At 68.7% G+C, this 15,918-nt stretch carries 14 protein-coding genes; 9 read left to right on the top strand and 5 right to left on the bottom strand.

What is annotated here, in order from left to right; translation table 11 throughout:
* The first annotated feature begins 121 nt into the window (after positions 1–121).
* The 3 genes from NI1_RS23445 to NI1_RS23435 are packed head-to-tail and all read left to right on the top strand — an operon-like array spanning position 122 to position 1,639.
* Complete coding sequence (locus NI1_RS23445; RefSeq protein WP_067824684.1) at positions 122–487, top strand: DUF6223 family protein; 366 nt, start codon at positions 122–124, stop codon at positions 485–487.
* Between the two features lie 14 nt (positions 488–501).
* A complete protein-coding gene (locus tag NI1_RS23440) occupies positions 502–1,266 on the top strand; it encodes an arsenate reductase/protein-tyrosine-phosphatase family protein (protein ID WP_067824682.1) in 765 nt (254 codons plus the stop codon).
* Complete coding sequence (locus NI1_RS23435; RefSeq protein ID WP_067824680.1) at positions 1,247–1,639, top strand: VOC family protein; 393 nt, start codon at positions 1,247–1,249, stop codon at positions 1,637–1,639. The genes NI1_RS23440 and NI1_RS23435 overlap by 20 nt, the downstream gene beginning before the upstream one ends.
* Positions 1,640–1,682: 43 nt before the next feature.
* Here NI1_RS23435 and NI1_RS23430 read toward each other — a convergent pair whose 3' ends face one another.
* The gene (locus NI1_RS23430) at positions 1,683–3,011 is read right to left on the bottom strand and encodes a sensor domain-containing diguanylate cyclase (protein WP_067824679.1); all 1,329 of its coding nucleotides are present in this window, start codon (positions 3,009–3,011) and stop codon (positions 1,683–1,685) included.
* Positions 3,012–3,127: 116 nt separating this feature from the next.
* Positions 3,128–4,240 (bottom strand): terpene synthase family protein, encoded by a 1,113-nt coding sequence (locus NI1_RS23425; protein ID WP_245663371.1) that lies wholly within the window; start codon positions 4,238–4,240, stop codon positions 3,128–3,130.
* Positions 4,241–4,432: 192 nt separating this feature from the next.
* Between NI1_RS23425 and NI1_RS23420 the strand changes: the two genes are divergently transcribed.
* The gene (locus NI1_RS23420; protein WP_067824675.1) at positions 4,433–5,053 is read left to right on the top strand and encodes a hypothetical protein; all 621 of its coding nucleotides are present in this window, start codon (positions 4,433–4,435) and stop codon (positions 5,051–5,053) included.
* Positions 5,054–5,087: 34 nt separating this feature from the next.
* On the opposite strand, the gene NI1_RS23415 is transcribed toward NI1_RS23420, so the two are convergent.
* Positions 5,088–6,365 (bottom strand): cytochrome P450 family protein, encoded by a 1,278-nt coding sequence (locus NI1_RS23415; protein WP_245663370.1) that lies wholly within the window; start codon positions 6,363–6,365, stop codon positions 5,088–5,090.
* 227 nt (positions 6,366–6,592) lie between these two features.
* Here NI1_RS23415 and NI1_RS23410 point away from each other — a divergent pair, with 227 nt between their 5' ends.
* The 3 genes from NI1_RS23410 (at position 6,593) to NI1_RS23400 (ending at position 11,235) form a co-directional block, all read left to right on the top strand.
* Positions 6,593–7,846 (top strand): cytochrome P450 family protein, encoded by a 1,254-nt coding sequence (locus tag NI1_RS23410; RefSeq protein ID WP_067824673.1) that lies wholly within the window; start codon positions 6,593–6,595, stop codon positions 7,844–7,846.
* Positions 7,847–8,080: 234 nt separating this feature from the next.
* On the top strand, positions 8,081–9,850 hold the full coding sequence (locus NI1_RS23405; RefSeq protein WP_084523588.1) for an acyl-CoA dehydrogenase family protein: 1,770 nt from the start codon (positions 8,081–8,083) through the stop codon (positions 9,848–9,850).
* A gap of 188 nt (positions 9,851–10,038) precedes the next feature.
* Complete coding sequence (locus NI1_RS23400; RefSeq protein ID WP_067825285.1) at positions 10,039–11,235, top strand: MFS transporter; 1,197 nt, start codon at positions 10,039–10,041, stop codon at positions 11,233–11,235.
* Positions 11,236–11,325: 90 nt separating this feature from the next.
* Here NI1_RS23400 and NI1_RS23395 read toward each other — a convergent pair whose 3' ends face one another.
* Both NI1_RS23395 and NI1_RS23390 read right to left on the bottom strand, forming a co-directional pair.
* Positions 11,326–12,213: an alpha/beta hydrolase gene (locus NI1_RS23395; protein WP_067824669.1), complete on the bottom strand. Its 888-nt coding sequence runs from the start codon at positions 12,211–12,213 to the stop codon at positions 11,326–11,328.
* Positions 12,210–13,742, bottom strand: coding sequence for a flavin-containing monooxygenase (locus NI1_RS23390; RefSeq protein WP_067824667.1), 1,533 nt, complete (start codon positions 13,740–13,742; stop codon positions 12,210–12,212). Before NI1_RS23390 ends, NI1_RS23395 begins: the two co-directional genes overlap by 4 nt.
* 121 nt (positions 13,743–13,863) lie before the next feature.
* On the opposite strand from NI1_RS23390, the gene NI1_RS23385 reads away from it, so the two are divergent.
* Complete coding sequence (locus NI1_RS23385; protein ID WP_067825283.1) at positions 13,864–15,111, top strand: PucR family transcriptional regulator; 1,248 nt, start codon at positions 13,864–13,866, stop codon at positions 15,109–15,111.
* Between the two features lie 24 nt (positions 15,112–15,135).
* The gene (locus tag NI1_RS23380; RefSeq protein ID WP_067824664.1) at positions 15,136–15,762 is read left to right on the top strand and encodes a TetR family transcriptional regulator; all 627 of its coding nucleotides are present in this window, start codon (positions 15,136–15,138) and stop codon (positions 15,760–15,762) included.
* The last annotated feature ends 156 nt before the right edge of the window (positions 15,763–15,918 follow it).

Raw genomic sequence — 15,918 nt, 5'->3', positions numbered from 1 at the left:
CCGCTTCCCGGCCCAGGACGCGGACGGCACCCGGAGACGACGATCGGAACCGTCCACGCATTGCCGGTGACAGCCGCGAATATCGCGGCCGGTAGCCGTCTTTCGGTCGAAGGGATCCGTAATGTCCGTCCTCGCGGTAGTTTCCGCACCCACTGATTTCCAGTTGCTGGCCGCCGGTTACGAACTCGGCGTCGGCCGAGCCGTGCCCAGCACCGCCGCCGTGCTCGGGCTCATCAGCGTGCTCGCCGGCTCGTCGCTGGTCCGCGCCCGGCGCATCGCCGCCCGCCGCATTCGCCTGGCCGGCGCGCTGGGGCTGGGCCCCATCGCCGTGGTCGTGGGCGGGCTGCACGGGGCCAATGCCGCCGGTGGTCTCGGCACCGGAAACGGGCTCGCCGGAGCCGTTATCGCCGTGGCGCTGGGCCTGATCGGCATCCTGCTCGGTGTGCTGGCGCTGGCCCGAAGCTCGAAGTCCATCAAACCGATTTGATGTAATATGGGGAGATGGTCGAAGACCGGGTACCCCCGCTGATGCGGATGGCAGCACATCCGCTGCGCTGGGCGCTGCTGACCGAACTCGCCGGCGGTGACCGCCGGGTGCGGGAATTGGTCGCGGCGCTCGGCGAACCGCAGAACCTGGTCTCCTACCATCTGCGGCTGTTGCGCTCGGCCGGTCTGATCACCGTGCGGCGCAGTAGTTTCGATGCCCGCGACAGCTATTACCATCTCGATCTGGCCCGCTGCGGCGCCGGTTTCGCCGACGCCGCAGCCGCATTGCATCCGGCGCTGCGGGCCGCCGCCGCACCCGGCAGGGTGGGCGGTGCGGTGCTGTTCCTGTGCACCGGCAACAGCGCTCGGTCGCCGATGGCGGAGGCGCTGCTGCGCCGCCGCGGCGGCGGCCGGGTGCGGGTGGCGAGCGCGGGCAGCCACCCCAAACCGGCGCTGCACCCGAACGCGGTGCGCGTCATGCGGGAGGATTACGGCATCGATCTGTCGCGGCGGACGACCAGACCGCTCACGGCCGTGGCCGGCCGCCGCTTCGATTACGTGATCACCCTGTGCGACAAGGTTCGTGAGGTGCCGCGCGACCACGGGTCCGCCGCCACGCTGCATTGGAGCCTGCCCGATCCGTCGGCGGGCGCCGACGAGGCGAGCTATCCCGAATTCCGCCGCATCGCAAGCGAACTCGACACCCGCATCGGCTATCTGCTGCCGTTGCTGACAACCGAGACACCAGGGAGTGTCCATCATGACCATCCGAACCACTGATCTGGCCAGCGTGCGCTATATCGTCGGCGACGTCACCGCCGCCGTCGACTTCTACACCAAGCACCTGGGTTTCACCCTCGATCACGATGCCAGTCCCGCCTTCGCGGACGTGGTCCGCGGACCGCTGCGCATCCTGCTGTCCGGGCCGATCAGCTCCGGCGCCCGCCCGATGCCCGACGGCGTCACCCCCGAACCGGGCGGCTGGAATCGCATTCACCTCATCGTCGACGACCTCGCCGCCGAAGTGGAGCGCCTGCGCGCGGCCGGGCTGCGGTTCCGCAACGACATCATCAGCGGCCCTGGCGGACAACAGATCCTGCTGCTGGACCCCGACGGCAATTTCATCGAACTGTTCCAGCCCGCCGCCCGATAGGAGCGACCGGCCGGTGTGGACGCGTCCCCGGATTCGGTGGTACTCAGCTCGAACCGTCGTTGTCGGGGCAGGCGTCCGCGCGCAGATCCTGGGAGTGCAGGACCCAGCGGTTCTTGCCGTCCGCCTTCGCGCGGAACAGGGCGGTGTCGGCGGCGTCGAGCAGGGCTTCGGCGTCCGCGCCGGCGACCGGTCCGAGGACGCTGCCGATGCTTGCGGAGACGCGTAAGAGGTTGTCGCCGACGGCGATCGGCTCGTCCAGCGTCGCCAGCAGGGTGTCGGAGACGGCGGCAACCCGGGCGGCATCGGCGTGCGGGATCAAAGCCACGAACTCGTCGCCGCCGATGCGGGCGATGAGCTGGCCGTCCGCACCGGTGCCCCGGCGGAACCGGTCGGCGACCGCGGTGAGCAGCCGGTCGCCGACGCCGTGGCCGTGATGGTCGTTGACCTGTTTGAAACCGTCCAGGTCGAGGAAGCACAGGCCGACCCGATCTTGATCGCCCGCCTGCGCGATCATGGCGTCCAGTTGCTCGACGAGATGACGGCGATTGGGCAGGGCGGTGAGCGGATCGTGGCGGGCCTGGCGGGTCAGCTCGTCCTGCATCTCGTGCCGCTCGGTGACGTCCTCGCCCACCGCGAGCAGGTAATCCGCCTGTCCGCCCGAACCTTTGACGAAGGTGATGGCGAACGACGCCCAGCCGTAACTGCCGTCGGCGCGCTGGATTCGCTGCTCCAGTTTCACCGTGCCGCTACCGGACGGCACCAGGTTCTCGTACACCAGGGCTTCGATCGCCGCCCGGTCGTCGGGGTGCGCGAAGTCGTAGACCGAGGCGCCGAGCAGTCGTTCGATCGGCACCCCGATCATGTCGGCGAGCCCGCGGTTGGCGTCCACCAGGCGGCCGGTGGTGTCGCCGACCGCGATCGCGACCGCCGCATGATCGAACACGATCTTGAAGCGTTCGTCGGCGGCGCGGCGCGCATCGGCCACGGCTGCCTCGACCGACACCGGATTGCGGCACCGCGCGCGATGCAGGGCCGCGCCGTAGCCCTGCCCGAAGGCCGCGAGCAGCATCGCCAACCGGGCTGTGGCATCGGGCTTTCGGCAGTGCGTGGCCAATTCGCTGAGCACCCGCGCGGAGACGCCGAGCACCGGCGCGGCGGTCAGCCCCGCCGCTACCAGCGCCGCGCCCGCCCGCTCACCCACTTCGGCATCGAGTGCATCGCCGTTCACCGCGGCTGCGAGCTCGGCGGCCAGCGCACCCAGCAGCTGTTGCGGCTCCCGCGCGGCGGCGGGCACGCAACCGGACTCGGCGAGCGCCGCCCACCAGGCGCGCGCCAGCCCACTATGTCGTGCGAGCTGATCGTTCTCGTTCACGGCGTCCCCCTCTCGATGGACACCGCACGGACAACCCCACCCCGGGCGGCGTCTTGCTTCCATCTGATAATAAACACAGTGGAATCGGCATCCCCGCAACGGGTTTCGATGCGCGCTCAGGCAATGCGGTTCTCGGTGAAGATCGACTCGCCCTTGTAACGCGCGGTGCCGAGCTGCCAGACCCAGGTGGCCTGCACGCAATCGGCGAGATCGCGGGCGTGGACGGCCACCGTCTCCGCCAGTTCCGGGTCGGTGCCGCGCAACCGCGCGCAGTGGGTTTCGATGCGGGCGTGCGCCTGCCGGAATTCGGTGACGCGATCGCGCACGATCGCGGCCGCACCCGCCACCGCGGCCGCCAGGTCGGCTCCGGGATTGTTCAGCAACCACAAGGGAATCAGGTTGAAGTCCGCCAGATCGGTGATGCATTCCTTCTCGAAGGAGAACACATCGTTCATCAACGCGCCGATCTCCACCGTGAGCACCCGCAGCCGCTCGAGCTCCGCACCGAGCCCGGCCCGCTCGATGCGATCCCACGGCAGGTAGCGGTCCCGGCCGAACTCGCACAGCTCGATCGCCGGGTACATTCCCGAAACCTGTGCGCGCAGTTCGATGTACGCGCCGACATCGAGCAGAGTGCCGCGGGCGCGGGCGTTCTGGTCCCGGATCGCCGGACGCAGATGCGCGATGGTCGATTCGAGGAACCGGTCCAGCCAGCGCGGCTGCGCGAGCCGGGTCAGCTCCGTGAGCAGCTCGCTGGTCGCCGCCTCCACCGGGGTCGGATCCGGTGCGGTCGCACGCGTTTTTAGCAACCGGCACATGCGCTCGACGGCCGTGCGGGCGGCCGCCTGTTCGCCCGCGTCGAGATAGCCGAACTTCTCCCGCCCGACAGTGTCGTTGAGCCAGAACAGGATCGCGTTGTACAGCCCGATCAGCGTCATCCGCTCGAGGGTGGCCGCGCCGGGGTGCAGGTACGGGGTCATGCTGTTGTAGTGCGCGCCACCGGCTTCCAGCCAGATGCCGTGCGCGCGGCAGAACCGTTCCACCTGCGCGCAGGCCCGGTCACCGAAGCGGTTCGGCCGAAAGTCCAGGCAGTACTGCGCGATATCGCAATCCGGGGTGCTGAACAGCTCGCGCAGCGACCAGCGCCGCCCGTCCCGTAGCAGTGCGGCGTGCTCGGCCCGCATGCGCTCGATCCCTGCCTCCACCGCGGAGGTGTACTCCCTGACCATGGATCGAAGCCCTCCACATAATTCAACCGATCGAAGGGATCGCATCATATGGTGCGAGCGCGGGGGTTTCACCTTGTGCTGGTCAGGCGACCAGCTAGGTTTCGGCTATTGCCACGGCCGGTGCGCAGGAGCAGTGTGAGGGGCACCGGTGGCGCCGCCGGGGTGCCGCCCTGAGCACCGAGGAGGTGGATCGTGTTCGCACGCTCTACCACTATTCACGCGCGGCTGGCCGCCATCGACGCCGGAATCGCGCATGTTCGTGACGAGATCCTGCCCGCGCTGGAGGACATCTCCGGCTTCGTCGGGCTGTCGCTGCTGGTCGACCGGGAGTCGGGCCGGTGCATCGTGACCACCGCGTGGGAGTCCGCGGAGATGATGCGCGACAGCGCGGAACGGGTTCGTGGCATGCGGGAGCACGCGGCCGAGATGTTCGGCGGCAGCGGGCAGGTCGAGGAGTGGGATATCGCGGTGCTGCATCGCGATCACCGCACCGCTCCCGGCGCGTGCGCGCGTGCGGTCTGGGTCAAGGCCGATCCGCAGCGGCTCGATGCGGCGATCGAAGGCTTCAAGGCGAATTCGCTGCCCGGTATGGAAGCCCTCGAAGGTTTCTGTAGCGCGAGCTTGCTGGTCGACCGGGAATCCGGCTACGGCGTCGCGTGCGCCACCTTCGACAGCGCCGAAGCGATGCACCGCAACCGGGAACAGGCCCGCACCCTCCGCGAACAGGCCACCCAGCGGGCCGGGGTCGACATGGTCGAGGTCTGCGAATTCGAACTGGCACTCGCGCATCTGCGGGTACCCGAACTGGTGTGACCGCGCGGCGGCGCTGCCGCGACGACGGCGCCGCCTACAGCGCCAGGGGAGCTGCCGCCGGGAACTCGACGGGCAGCGATTCGAGGGCGCGGTGGAACGGGCCCGGCCGCCACACCAATTCGGCCGGGGTGACGGCCAATTCGATATCGGGCAGGGCATCGAGCAGGGTGTCGATGGCATCCATGGCGACCTGGTAGCCGAGCTGCCGCGCGGGGCACTGATGCGGTCCGGCGCTCCACGCCAGATGCGAGCGGTTGCCCGAGCGCACGTCGCGGTTGGAGTGGATGGCGGGGTCGGCATTGCAGCCGGCCATGCTGATCACCACCGGCTGATGGGCGGGCAGCCAGACGCCGTCGATCAGGATCGGCTGCGGCGGATAGGTGATGCAGTAATTGGCCAGCGGCGGATTACTGAACAGCACCTCGTCCAGCGCGTCGCGGGTGGAGAGGCTGCCGCTGATCAGGTCGCCGGCGAAACGCCGGTCGGTCATCATCAGCAACAGGGTGTTGGAGATCAGGTGCACCAGCGGTTCGCTGCCCGCCCCGTGCAGCGTGACCAGCTGATGCACGAGTTCGTCGGTGCTCAGGTCGCCGGCCGCGATGAGGTGGGAGGTGACGTCGTTGCCGGGACGGGCGCGGCGGCGCGTGATGTGCTCGTCCATCGCGGCGGACATGATGGCCGCGCCCTGGCCGGCCTCGCCGGCGGCGTCAAACATCATCGCCATGCCGGCGCCGACCTGTTCGTTGGTATCGGCCTCGAAGCCCAGGACGAAGGCCAGTACCCGATAGACCAGCGGATAGATGTACTGCCCGAGCAGGTCCGCGGCGACCGTCGTACCGGGCGCCTCGCCGCCGCAGAACCCGTTGATCAGGGGTATCGCGATGCGTTCGACCACCGCGCGCAGCCCGTGCAGATCGACGGCGTCGAGCGCGGCGACATTGGCCATGCGGTAGCGGGTGTGCTCGTATCCGCTGCTGCGCAGGGCATTCGGCCGCCACTCCATCATCGGCAGGATGGGGCAGCCCGCCGGCACGGTGGACTGCCAGCGGCGCGGATCGGCCGGAAAGTGCTCCGGATCGCTCAGAATGCGCAATGCTGTGGCGTAACCGATGACCAGGGTGGCGGGCACACCCGGCGCCAGTTCGACCGGCACCAGCGGTCCGTGCACGCTGCGCCAGCGCGCATAGGCGGCATGCGGGTCGGTGGCGAAATCGCCGGTGTACATGGGTCGTAGATCCTCACCGCCGAACCCGGGCCCGTAGGACTGGGTGGTGAACCAGTCCGAGGCTTCCGGCGGGTGCGAGGTGGTCACGATGATCCCCCAAACGTCTGCGTCGGCAAGTTACTTACGTTGGCCCAGAGCAATTTTCAGCATACCCGCAAATACCGTATCTACTCGGGGATTGTGTCGCAGCACAACTCGATCCGCGGCCGGCAGCAGTCGCCGGGCACACTCGGCAGCGAACAGTGGGGGACCGGGGCTGCGCGCGCGGGTGGGCTTGGGTAACATTCCGCCGCAGCCGATTTCAAGGAGACCACGTGGATCCGCAGCACGCGTATCAGGGTGCTACCGTCAGCTCGAAATCGCCGATCGAGGGTCTAGGTCCTCGAATCCCGATCTACAGCCCGGAATTCGCCGCCGATCCACACGGGGCCTACCGCCGGATGCGGCGCGACTACGGTTCGCTGGTGCCGGTGGAGATCTGGCCCGGCGTGCCCGCCACCCTCGTGATCAGATACGCGACCGCGGTGCGGATCCTCAACGACTCCGACCACTTTCCCGCCGATCCGAGCATCTGGCAGCGGACCGTGCCGGCCGATATGCCGATCCTGCCGATGGTCGAGTACCGGCCCAACGCCATCCGCACCAGCGGCGCCGAGCACGCGCGCTATCGCAAGACCATCAACGACGCCCTGGCCGGCATCAATGTGCACTCGGTGCGAAGCATGGTGGAGCGCTCCGCGATTCCGGTGGCCAACGCCTTCTGCGCCGACGGCCGGGCCGACGTGCTGAACCAGTACGCGCTGCCGCTGGTCTTCTCGGTGTTCTGCCAGATCCTGGGCTGCCCGCCGGAGATCGGTGAGCGGGTGGCCGCCGCGAGCGCCGCCATGTTCGACGGCGTGGACACCGCGACGGTGAACGCGCAGATGGGCGAGGCGCTGCTCGATCTCACCGCCCTCAAGCGGGCGCACCCGGCCGACGACGTCGTCACCCGGCTGGTGCAGCATCCCGCCCGGCTGACCGACGAGGAGATGGTGCATCAGCTGGTGCTGCTGTTCGCGGCCGGGGTGGAACCGCCGCTGAACCTGATCGCCAACACGCTGCTGCTGATGCTCACCGACAGCCGCTTCACCAGCACCGTGCACGGGGTGCCGCTGCCGACCAGCATCGCCATCGACGAGCGGCTGGCAACCGACCCGCCGATGGCGAACTACTGCATCACCTATCCGCGCCAGCCCACCCTGATCGACAGCGTGTGGCTGCCGGCGCATCAGCCGGTGATCATCAGCATGGCGGCCTGCAATACCGATCCCGAGTTGAAGCAGGGCGAATCCTTGGACAACGGCTGGAATCTGGCGTTCAGCTCCGGGGATCACGCCTGCCCCGCGCACGCGCGGCCGTACGGGATCCTGTTGGCACAGGATGTCATCGACCAGCTGTTCGATCTGCTGCCCGACATCGAGCTGGCGGTTGCCCCGCAGGAGCTCGTGTGGCGGCCCGGCCCGTTCCACCGGGCGTTGACGGAGTTGCCCGTGGTCTTCCCGCCCGCTCGCCCGTTCCCCGTGGTGTAGCTGGGAACGGCCCGGATCCGTAGCCGCTCAACAGCTTCGAGCGCTTCGTTCACGAGCTGTTCGTCATCGTTCACAATGAGCGTCGAGACGAATTGTGTAACAATACAATTCGTGTCTTTTCAGCCGAAGGCAACACCACGGCAACGTAAGACACATATCGGCGCTACCAGCTACCGCCTCGTTGCCCACCGGCGGACGAGTCGCCGCTGGGATGTGAATGAGTAGGAGGCGGTTATGGTTACGCACGGGTCCGAGGACACCAGATCTCTGGCCGAGTTGCTTCGGCACGGGAGCTCGGAGTTCCACCAGAAGTTGCAGCAGGTCTTGAGCAACCCGGACTACGCCGTCACGGAGCAGCAAAGCCAGGAACAGCGGCGCGAGAACGCGTACGACCAGCTGCGGTATCTGGTCAAGGAGATCGGCAGCACCCAGGCGGTCGCCACCGACCTGCCCGAGTTGTTCGCGGTCTTCGACTGGTCGGCGGTGCTGGCGACGGATCTGATCCCGCTGATCTCCGGGCATTACAACCTGGCCTCCGGCAGCTTGGCGACGCTGACCGATTCCGGTTCGGCCGCACCGTATCTGGCGGATCTGGACGACGCCACCAGCATCGGGGTGATGCTGCTGACCGAGTACGGGTGCGGGTCCAATATCCAGTTCATGCAGACCCGGGCGACCTGGGACGGGGACGGGTTCGTGATCGACACCCCGAACCCGCGGGCGCGCAAGTTCATGCCCAGCGTCGGTATTCCGGTCTCGCGGGTGTGCGTGGTCGGGGCGCGGTTCATCGACGCGGCCGGGGTGGATCAGGGTGTGCATCTGTTCGCGGCGCGACTACGCGGCGCGGACGGTGCGGCGGCGCCGGGGGTGACGATCACCCAGCTCGACCATCAGCCGCTGGTGATCATGGACAACTCGGTGATCAGCTTCGACGGCCTGCGTGTCGACCGCAGCGCCTGGTTGAGCAATGACCTCGCCACCATCGACGACAACGGCGTGCTGACCTGGCGGGACGAGAACAGCCGCAAGCGCGGATTCGCCTCGGCCATCAGCCAGCTCACCGTCGGGCGCCTGGCGCTCTCGTCCTGCCTGAACGCCGCGGCGCGCGCCTCGCTCTACATCGCGTTGAGCTACGCGGCCAAGCGGGTGGTGCCGTTGACGCCCACCGACGCCCCGCTCATGCTCGAGGTCCCGCACGTGCGCGACACCCTGCTCACCGACCTGGCGGGCACCGTCACCCGGACGATCTACGGGAACTCGATCAAGACCAAGCTCGCCAACAGCGATCTGACCGATCGCGACACCGTGGTGTCGGTGATGCTGGCCAAGCACTTCATCCAGCTGCACGCCCTGGACACGGTGACCCACTGCCGCATCAAGATGGGCGCGCAGGGCATGTTCAGCGCCAACCGCGTCGCCGACTACCTGGGCGTCTGCCACGCGGCCATCACTGGTGAGGGCGACTGCCATGTACTCGGCTCCGTCGCCGGGCGAGTGCTGGCGAAATACCTTGCGGGCAAGCCGGTTCCGGAACCGGGCCTGCACGACCCCGCCGATCCCGTGGACCGGCTGGGCCTGCTCAACGCACGCACCCTGACCATCGTGCAAGAGGCGCAACAGTTCCTGGCCTCACCGGACCTCGCGGACCGGCTGGCCATCATCCCGGAAGCGCTGAGCCTCGCCGAAGCGTACTGCGCCGAAGACGCCCTGCAACTGCTGCACCAGCACGCCGACCATCCCGAGATCGCCGCTGTCCGTGACGTTTACGCGCTGCACTACCTCGACCAGCACGTCGCGTGGTACCTCACCCACGGCCTGCTCGATATCGCCGCCGCGCAATCGATCAAGCAGCAGCTGCGCCAAGCCATCGACAACCTGGCCGGGCACCTGCCGAGCCTGCTCGACGCCTTCGGTTTCAGCGACGAAATCCTGGCCGCACCGGTCCTTTCCGCGGACCTGCCGGCCGCCTGGGACTCGCGCTGCAACGATCCGCGACGGCACTGAGCCCAGTCGCGGACCGATACCGTCCGATTCCAGCCATCGCCGCGTGCCGGCGGTGGCTGCGGGCGGTCCGCGCCATCACCAGCCCGTGATGGGGCCGCGCCGGTTCCAATCGGTGCCTGCCACCCGGCGGACTTATGCCGTCCGATTCCCGCCAGAAGTGGGGTGGTGGCATTCCTACCGTGGGTGGCATGGAACTCGACCTTATTCCGAAAACCCGTGTCACGGTGCTCCGGACTCCAGTCGTATGGTTCATGGCGCTCGCGGCCGCGCTCGGCACCGCCAGCATCTATCCGCTCCAGCCGGCCATCGCCGAAGTAGCTCGATCGCTCGATACTTCGGTCGCGGCCGTCGGAACGGCGTTGGCGGGCGGGCCGATCGGCTACCTGGCGGGGCTGGCCCTGCTGGTGCCGCTGGTCGATCGGTTCGCGCCGCGCATGGTCGTTTCGGCGCAATTCACGCTGCTGGCAGCGGCTTTGACCGCTGCCGCGGCGGTCCGCTCGCCATGGCAGCTCGGCACCGTGATCGTACTGATCGGGGCGGCATCCTCGATCGGAGCGCAATTGAGTTCGGTCGCAGGGCGATTCGCTGATCCACGGCGCCGAGCCACCGTGCTCGGGATCGTGACCTCCGGCATTTCGGCCGGCATCCTCACCGGCCGCATCGTCGGCGGCTGGCTGGCCGAGGTGATGGGCTGGCGCGGCATGCTCCTCGTCTTCGCCCTCGCCGCCCTCGCCGTCGCCGCGGCCACCCGGCTGGTCCTGCCCGCCGCCGCCGGCACCGCGACCACGACCTACCTCACCACCCTGCGCGGCCTACCCGCCCTCTACGCCCACTACCCGGCACTGCGCCGGGCAGCCTTCCGCGGCTCCCTGTGGTTCTTCGCCTTCTGCACCATCTGGGCGGGCCTCGCCGTCGCCCTCTCCCAGCCGCCGTTCTCGTACTCCCCGGAACGAATCGGCTGGTACGCCATCGCCGGCCTGCTGGGCGTGGCCGCCACTCGCGTAGCGGGCACCTGGACCGACCGCGTCGGCCCCCGCCGCGTAATCCTCTTCGGCCTCACCCTGGCCACCCTCAGCACGGCAACCCTCGCCACCGCCCTCTCGAACACTCCCGTAACCCTGCTGTGCCTCGGCCTCTTCGACGCCGGCCTCTTCGCCTCCCAAGTAGCCAACCAGAGCACCGTCCTGGCCATCGACCCCACCGGCCCCGCCCGTTTCAACAGCGCCTACATGATCGTCTACTTCATCGGCGGCAGCCTCGGCACCGCCTTCGGCGCCACCGCCGTCGGCTGGTTCGGCTGGCCTGCAACCACACTCGCCGCCGCAGCGGCAATCATCCTGGCCGCGACCCTCACCGCCGCAGGTCGCCTCAACCGCGATAGATGACACCGAAATCCAAGTGCAGCCCGGTCATTCGGCCGTCGCTCGTGCGGGTGGCGAGCAGCGGAAAGAAGCCGCCACCCAGCCCGATTCGGATCAGTGCAGGACGCGGGCGAGAAACTCCAGCTGATCGGCGACCGCTCGGCGCTGCCACGGACCGTCGTAGACGTCGAAGTGATCCACCGGGTATTCGCGAATCGTGGCCAGCGACCCGGCCTTCGCGGCGGCCCGGCGCGCGGCCCAGGGCGGCGCGACGCTGTCGATGGCGCCGATCTGGAACAGGACGGGGCAGCGCAGTCGCCCAACGAAGGCGCCGGGGCGGTTCAAGCCGACCTCGAGCGCCGCGCGAGCGCACACCTCGTTGCGCCAGGTCGGCCCTGCCACCGGAACAACGGCCTCCACCGCGCCGGGACTGGTCATCATGGCCGCCGATCCGGGTGGGCCGACGATCGGGACGTGATGCGGTGCGCGGCCGACGGCGGCGCGCGCGATATCGATCAGTCCGTGTCCGGCCGCGCGCAGCAGCTGCCGGGGGCCGGCGCGATGCAGGATGTGCGCGAGGGTGGCGGCCCCGTCCATGGCGGGCGTGAGCGCCGTGATCGCGGCGATCCGCTGATCGCGCGCCGCGGCCACGACGGCGTGACCGCCGGCGTACGAGGTTCCCCACAGCACGATGCGCTCGGGATCCACGCCGGGCAGCTGCCGGGCCACGGCGATGGCGGCGTGATAGTCCTCGCGCTGCCGCCGATACGAGACATCTTGACGCGGAGCGCCTTCGGAGTCGCCCCAGCCGCGGTAATCGAAGACCAGCACGTCGTATCCGGCGGCGGCGAAGGGTTCGGCGTATCCGAGCAGCCCGGTGTCGCGGGTGCCGCCGAAGCCGTGCGCCATGACCACGCACGGGCGTCCGGACTTCGCGCCCGCGCCGGTGAGATGCCAGGCGGCGCAACGGGTTCCGTGGCTGGTGAAGGTGATGTCCCTCATCGGCGGCCACCCGTCGCGGTCGCGAGCGCGGAGGTCACGGACGAAGTGGATGTGGCCGGGTCGAAACGCAGGGCGGGATCGGAGACCGGTCCCTCGCGCAAACGCCGGGCGTCCAGCTCGTAGGCCATCTCCACCGACCACGGCCCGGTCGACCCGGCGCGCGGGAAGCCGGTGATGCCGCGCTGGACATAGCCGGACTCGAGATCACCCACCAGCGGCACGCGCGGCATCTCCGGATCGGCGGCGACCGGCGTGACGGTCTGAAAACCGTTGGCGTCCATATAATCCAGCAGTCGGCAGAAGTGCTCGCTGACCAGATCCGCCTTGAGCGTCCAGGAGATATTGGTGTAGCCCACCACGAACGCCAGGTTCGGCACTTCGGAGAGCATCATCGATTTGTAGACCGTGGTCGCCGCCGGATCGATCTCGCGCCCGTCGACCTCGAGCCGAATCCGGCCCAGCGGTGACATGGTGAAACCCGTTGCGGTCACGATGATGTCGGCGGTCAGGTGCTGGCCGGACTCCAATTCGATGCCGCTCGGGGTGAATCGGGCGATGCGATCGGTGACGACCGACGCGCGTCCGGTGGAGAGCGTCTTGAACAGATCCCCGCCGGGCACCATGCACAGCCGCTGATCCCACGGGTTGTAGCGGGGCGTGAAATGCGTGTCGACATCGAAATGCGCGGGCAACTGCCGCTTGACCAATCCGATCAGCACCCGGCGTGTCAGGCGTGGAAACCGCTTACACGCCTTGTAGATACCCCGCGTGAGCGCGATGTTCTTACGCCGGATCAGCGGCGCGGCACGGTCGTGGCCGAGCGCCGCGTTCAGCGCGTTGGCGATGGCGTCCTCGGCGGGCAGCGAGAACACATAGCTCGGCGACCGCTGCAACATGGTGACGTGCGCCGCGCTGCCCGCCATCGCGGGAATCAGCGTCACCGCGGTGGCCCCGCTGCCGATGACGACGACCCGTTTGCCGGTGTGGTCCAGGTCTTGCGGCCAATGCTGCGGATGCACGATCGTGCCCTCGAACTCGTCGCGGCCCGCGAAGTCCGGCGTGTAACCGGCTCGATGGTCGTAGATTCCGGTGCCCAGGTACAGGAATCGCGCGCTGAACCGCGTTCGCTTGCCACCGGTGCGCTCGGCCAGCACGCTCCAGCGACCGGTCGCGGTCGAGAACCGCGCCTCGAGCACCCGGTGGCCCAGCCGGATGTGTTCGGCCAAGCTGTTTTCCGTGACCGTGTCGCGCAGGTAGTCCAGGATCAGGTGTCCCTCGGCGATCGATCGGCGATGCGTCCACGGCTTGAACCCGAAGCCATAGGTCGGCATATCCGAATCCGAGCGGATACCGGGGTACCGGAACAGGCTCCAGGTGCCGCCGACCGAATCGCGGGCCTCGAGAACGGCGAAGCTGGTGCCGGCGCGGCGGGTGGCGAGGTGGTAGGCGGCGCTGATGCCGGATATGCCGGCGCCGATGATCAGCACATCGACGTCGGTGGTGCTGGTAGGGGTGGATCTTCTTGTCACTCGAGGTCTCCTGGCCGCGGACGGGCTGTGATCTGGTTCACCTTAGGGATGCGTCGACCGTGCGGATATGTCCGTGCAGCCGTATTTTGTCCTCGAATATGTGCTGCGGCACACTATCGATATGAACGGTTCCGATCCCGAACTCGTCGAGCTCATGGGCCGGGTGGCCGAGTTGATGCTGGAGGACCTGGATCGGCTGGTCGCCGAGATGGATGCGGCGGAGATCGAGTTGTCGCCGATGGTCGGTGCGGACGCGGCACTGATCGCGGACATGTCCGCCAGCAACCGGGCCAATGCGGCCCGCCTGCTGACCATCCTCGCCCGCCGCGAGACCCAGCTCTCCGCCGACGATGTGCCGCCCGAGGCGCTCGACGTGGCGCGCACGGTCGCGCGGCGCGGGCTGGACCTGGATGTCATCTTCCAGTCGTATCGGCGCGGCCAGAACACCGCGTGGCGGCACTATCTGGTCCATGCCACGCGGATCGCCGGGACCGGACCGCGGCTGGCGCCATTGCTGGAGCTGTCCGCGCAACGGATGTTCGCCTACGTCGATCAGGTTGTCGCCCGGGTGATTTCGGTCGCGCAGCGAGAGCGCGAGGAGATCCTCGGCGGAGCCCTGGCCCGGCGCGCCGAAACCATCCGGTTGATTCTCGACGGCGCGCCGATCGACAGCCGCCGCGCCGGCGAACGGCTCGGCTACGACCTGTCCCGATCGCATATCGCGCTGGTGCTGTGGTCGCCGCCCGCCGGTGAGGTGCAGGGCGCGCTGGAGCAAGCCGCCACCATGCTGGCCCGGGCGGCCGGGTTGCGGCCACCGCTCACCTTCTCCGCGGGCAGCTCCGCGCTCTGGGCCTGGATGAGCGGCGACGTGCTGCCCCCGGTCGATGTGCTGCGGGACGCATTGGACGCGGTTCCCGCCGGTGTGCGGGCGGCGATCGGGCCGCCGCGTGCGGGCATCACCGGATTCCGGCGCTCGCACGAGGCCGCGCTGGGAATGCACAACCTGTTGGCCGGGCAGTCCGATGCCGACCGGGTGACCGTCTACCACGACCTGGAAGTCACCGCGCTGGCGGCGCAGAACATCACGCGCGCAGTGGAATTCGTCGCCGATACGCTCGGCCCACTGGCCGCGGACACGCCCGCGGCCGCGCGATTGCGCGAAACCCTGCGCACCTTCCTGGACGAAGCCGAGAACGCCCCGCGCACCGCGGCGCGCCTGCACACCCACCGCAACACGGTGTTGCAGCGCGTGGCCCGCGCGACCGAACTCCTCGGTCACCCGCTCGGTGAGCGGCGGCTCGCGGTCGAACTGGCGCTCGAGATCGCCCATCGGCTCGGAACTCGCGTGCTGGTGCGCCAGGTCCCCTGACCGCCTTTGTTACGATCCCGAATCGTGTTCGACAACAAGCCCGCGCCCCGCGTAGCCGCTCGCCCCGCTCCGGTGCAGCGCCGCGGTGTGGAGCGGGTCCAAGCCCTGCTCGACGCCGCCGAGGCGCTGCTCGCCGAGCAGGGTTACGCCGCCGCCACGCTCAAGGCGATGGGTGAGCGGGCCGGCATCCCCCTCGCCTCGGTCTACCACTACTTCGCCGACCGGGGACAGGTCGAAACCGAACTCGCGCAACGGCATCTGCGCGAGCTGGACGAGCGCGTCGGCACCATGCTGGCGACCGCGACGGGCACGCTGCCACAGGTCTGCGATGCCGTCATCGACCTGTACCTCGATTACTTCCGCGATCATCCCAGTTTCGCCGTGCTCTGGTTCGCCGGCCGCACTTCGACGCTCGACGAGCTGGCGAGCACCTTCGACGTCTCACAGGCCGCGCGCTTGTGGCGCCATCTGCTGGACCGCGAGCTGCTCCTGGCCGACACCCCGATGCTGGTCGTGGAATTGGCGTTCGAAGCCGGCGACCGGGTCTTCGACGTGGCCTTCCGCAAATCACCGACCGGGGACGATGCCACGATCGAACAGGCCCGCCGGCTGGTCTCGGTCTACCTGTCGTCCTTCGCGCCCGAGAGCTGAACGCCGCTCGTTTGGTGCTCGTCTTCGCCGGGGATGCGATAGAAGTCGTAGATTCCGGTGATCGCGGCCGCCGCGGCCGAAACTGCCGCCCCCGCAAAATGTGCGACGGCATAGGCAGCGGGGGAGTTGATGGGCCATCGCACATGGTTTTCCGCG

Source organism: Nocardia inohanensis NBRC 100128 (genome assembly GCF_001612945.1).
GTDB lineage: Bacteria > Actinomycetota > Actinomycetes > Mycobacteriales > Mycobacteriaceae > Nocardia > Nocardia inohanensis.
The sequence above is the reverse complement of the archived record's forward strand: the minus strand, read 5'-3'. Positions and strand labels throughout refer to the sequence as shown.

Coding starts and splice junctions, on each gene's coding strand:
- NI1_RS23445 (WP_067824684.1), top strand. CDS start 122: ATGTCCGTCCTCGCGGTAGTTTCCGCACCCACTGATTTCCAGTTGCTG.
- NI1_RS23440 (WP_067824682.1), top strand. CDS start 502: ATGGTCGAAGACCGGGTACCCCCGCTGATGCGGATGGCAGCACATCCG.
- NI1_RS23435 (WP_067824680.1), top strand. CDS start 1,247: ATGACCATCCGAACCACTGATCTGGCCAGCGTGCGCTATATCGTCGGC.
- NI1_RS23425 (WP_245663371.1), bottom strand. CDS start 4,240: ATGGTCAGGGAGTACACCTCCGCGGTGGAGGCAGGGATCGAGCGCATG.
- NI1_RS23405 (WP_084523588.1), top strand. CDS start 8,081: ATGGTTACGCACGGGTCCGAGGACACCAGATCTCTGGCCGAGTTGCTT.
- NI1_RS23400 (WP_067825285.1), top strand. CDS start 10,039: ATGGAACTCGACCTTATTCCGAAAACCCGTGTCACGGTGCTCCGGACT.
- NI1_RS23395 (WP_067824669.1), bottom strand. CDS start 12,213: ATGAGGGACATCACCTTCACCAGCCACGGAACCCGTTGCGCCGCCTGG.
- NI1_RS23385 (WP_067825283.1), top strand. CDS start 13,864: ATGAACGGTTCCGATCCCGAACTCGTCGAGCTCATGGGCCGGGTGGCC.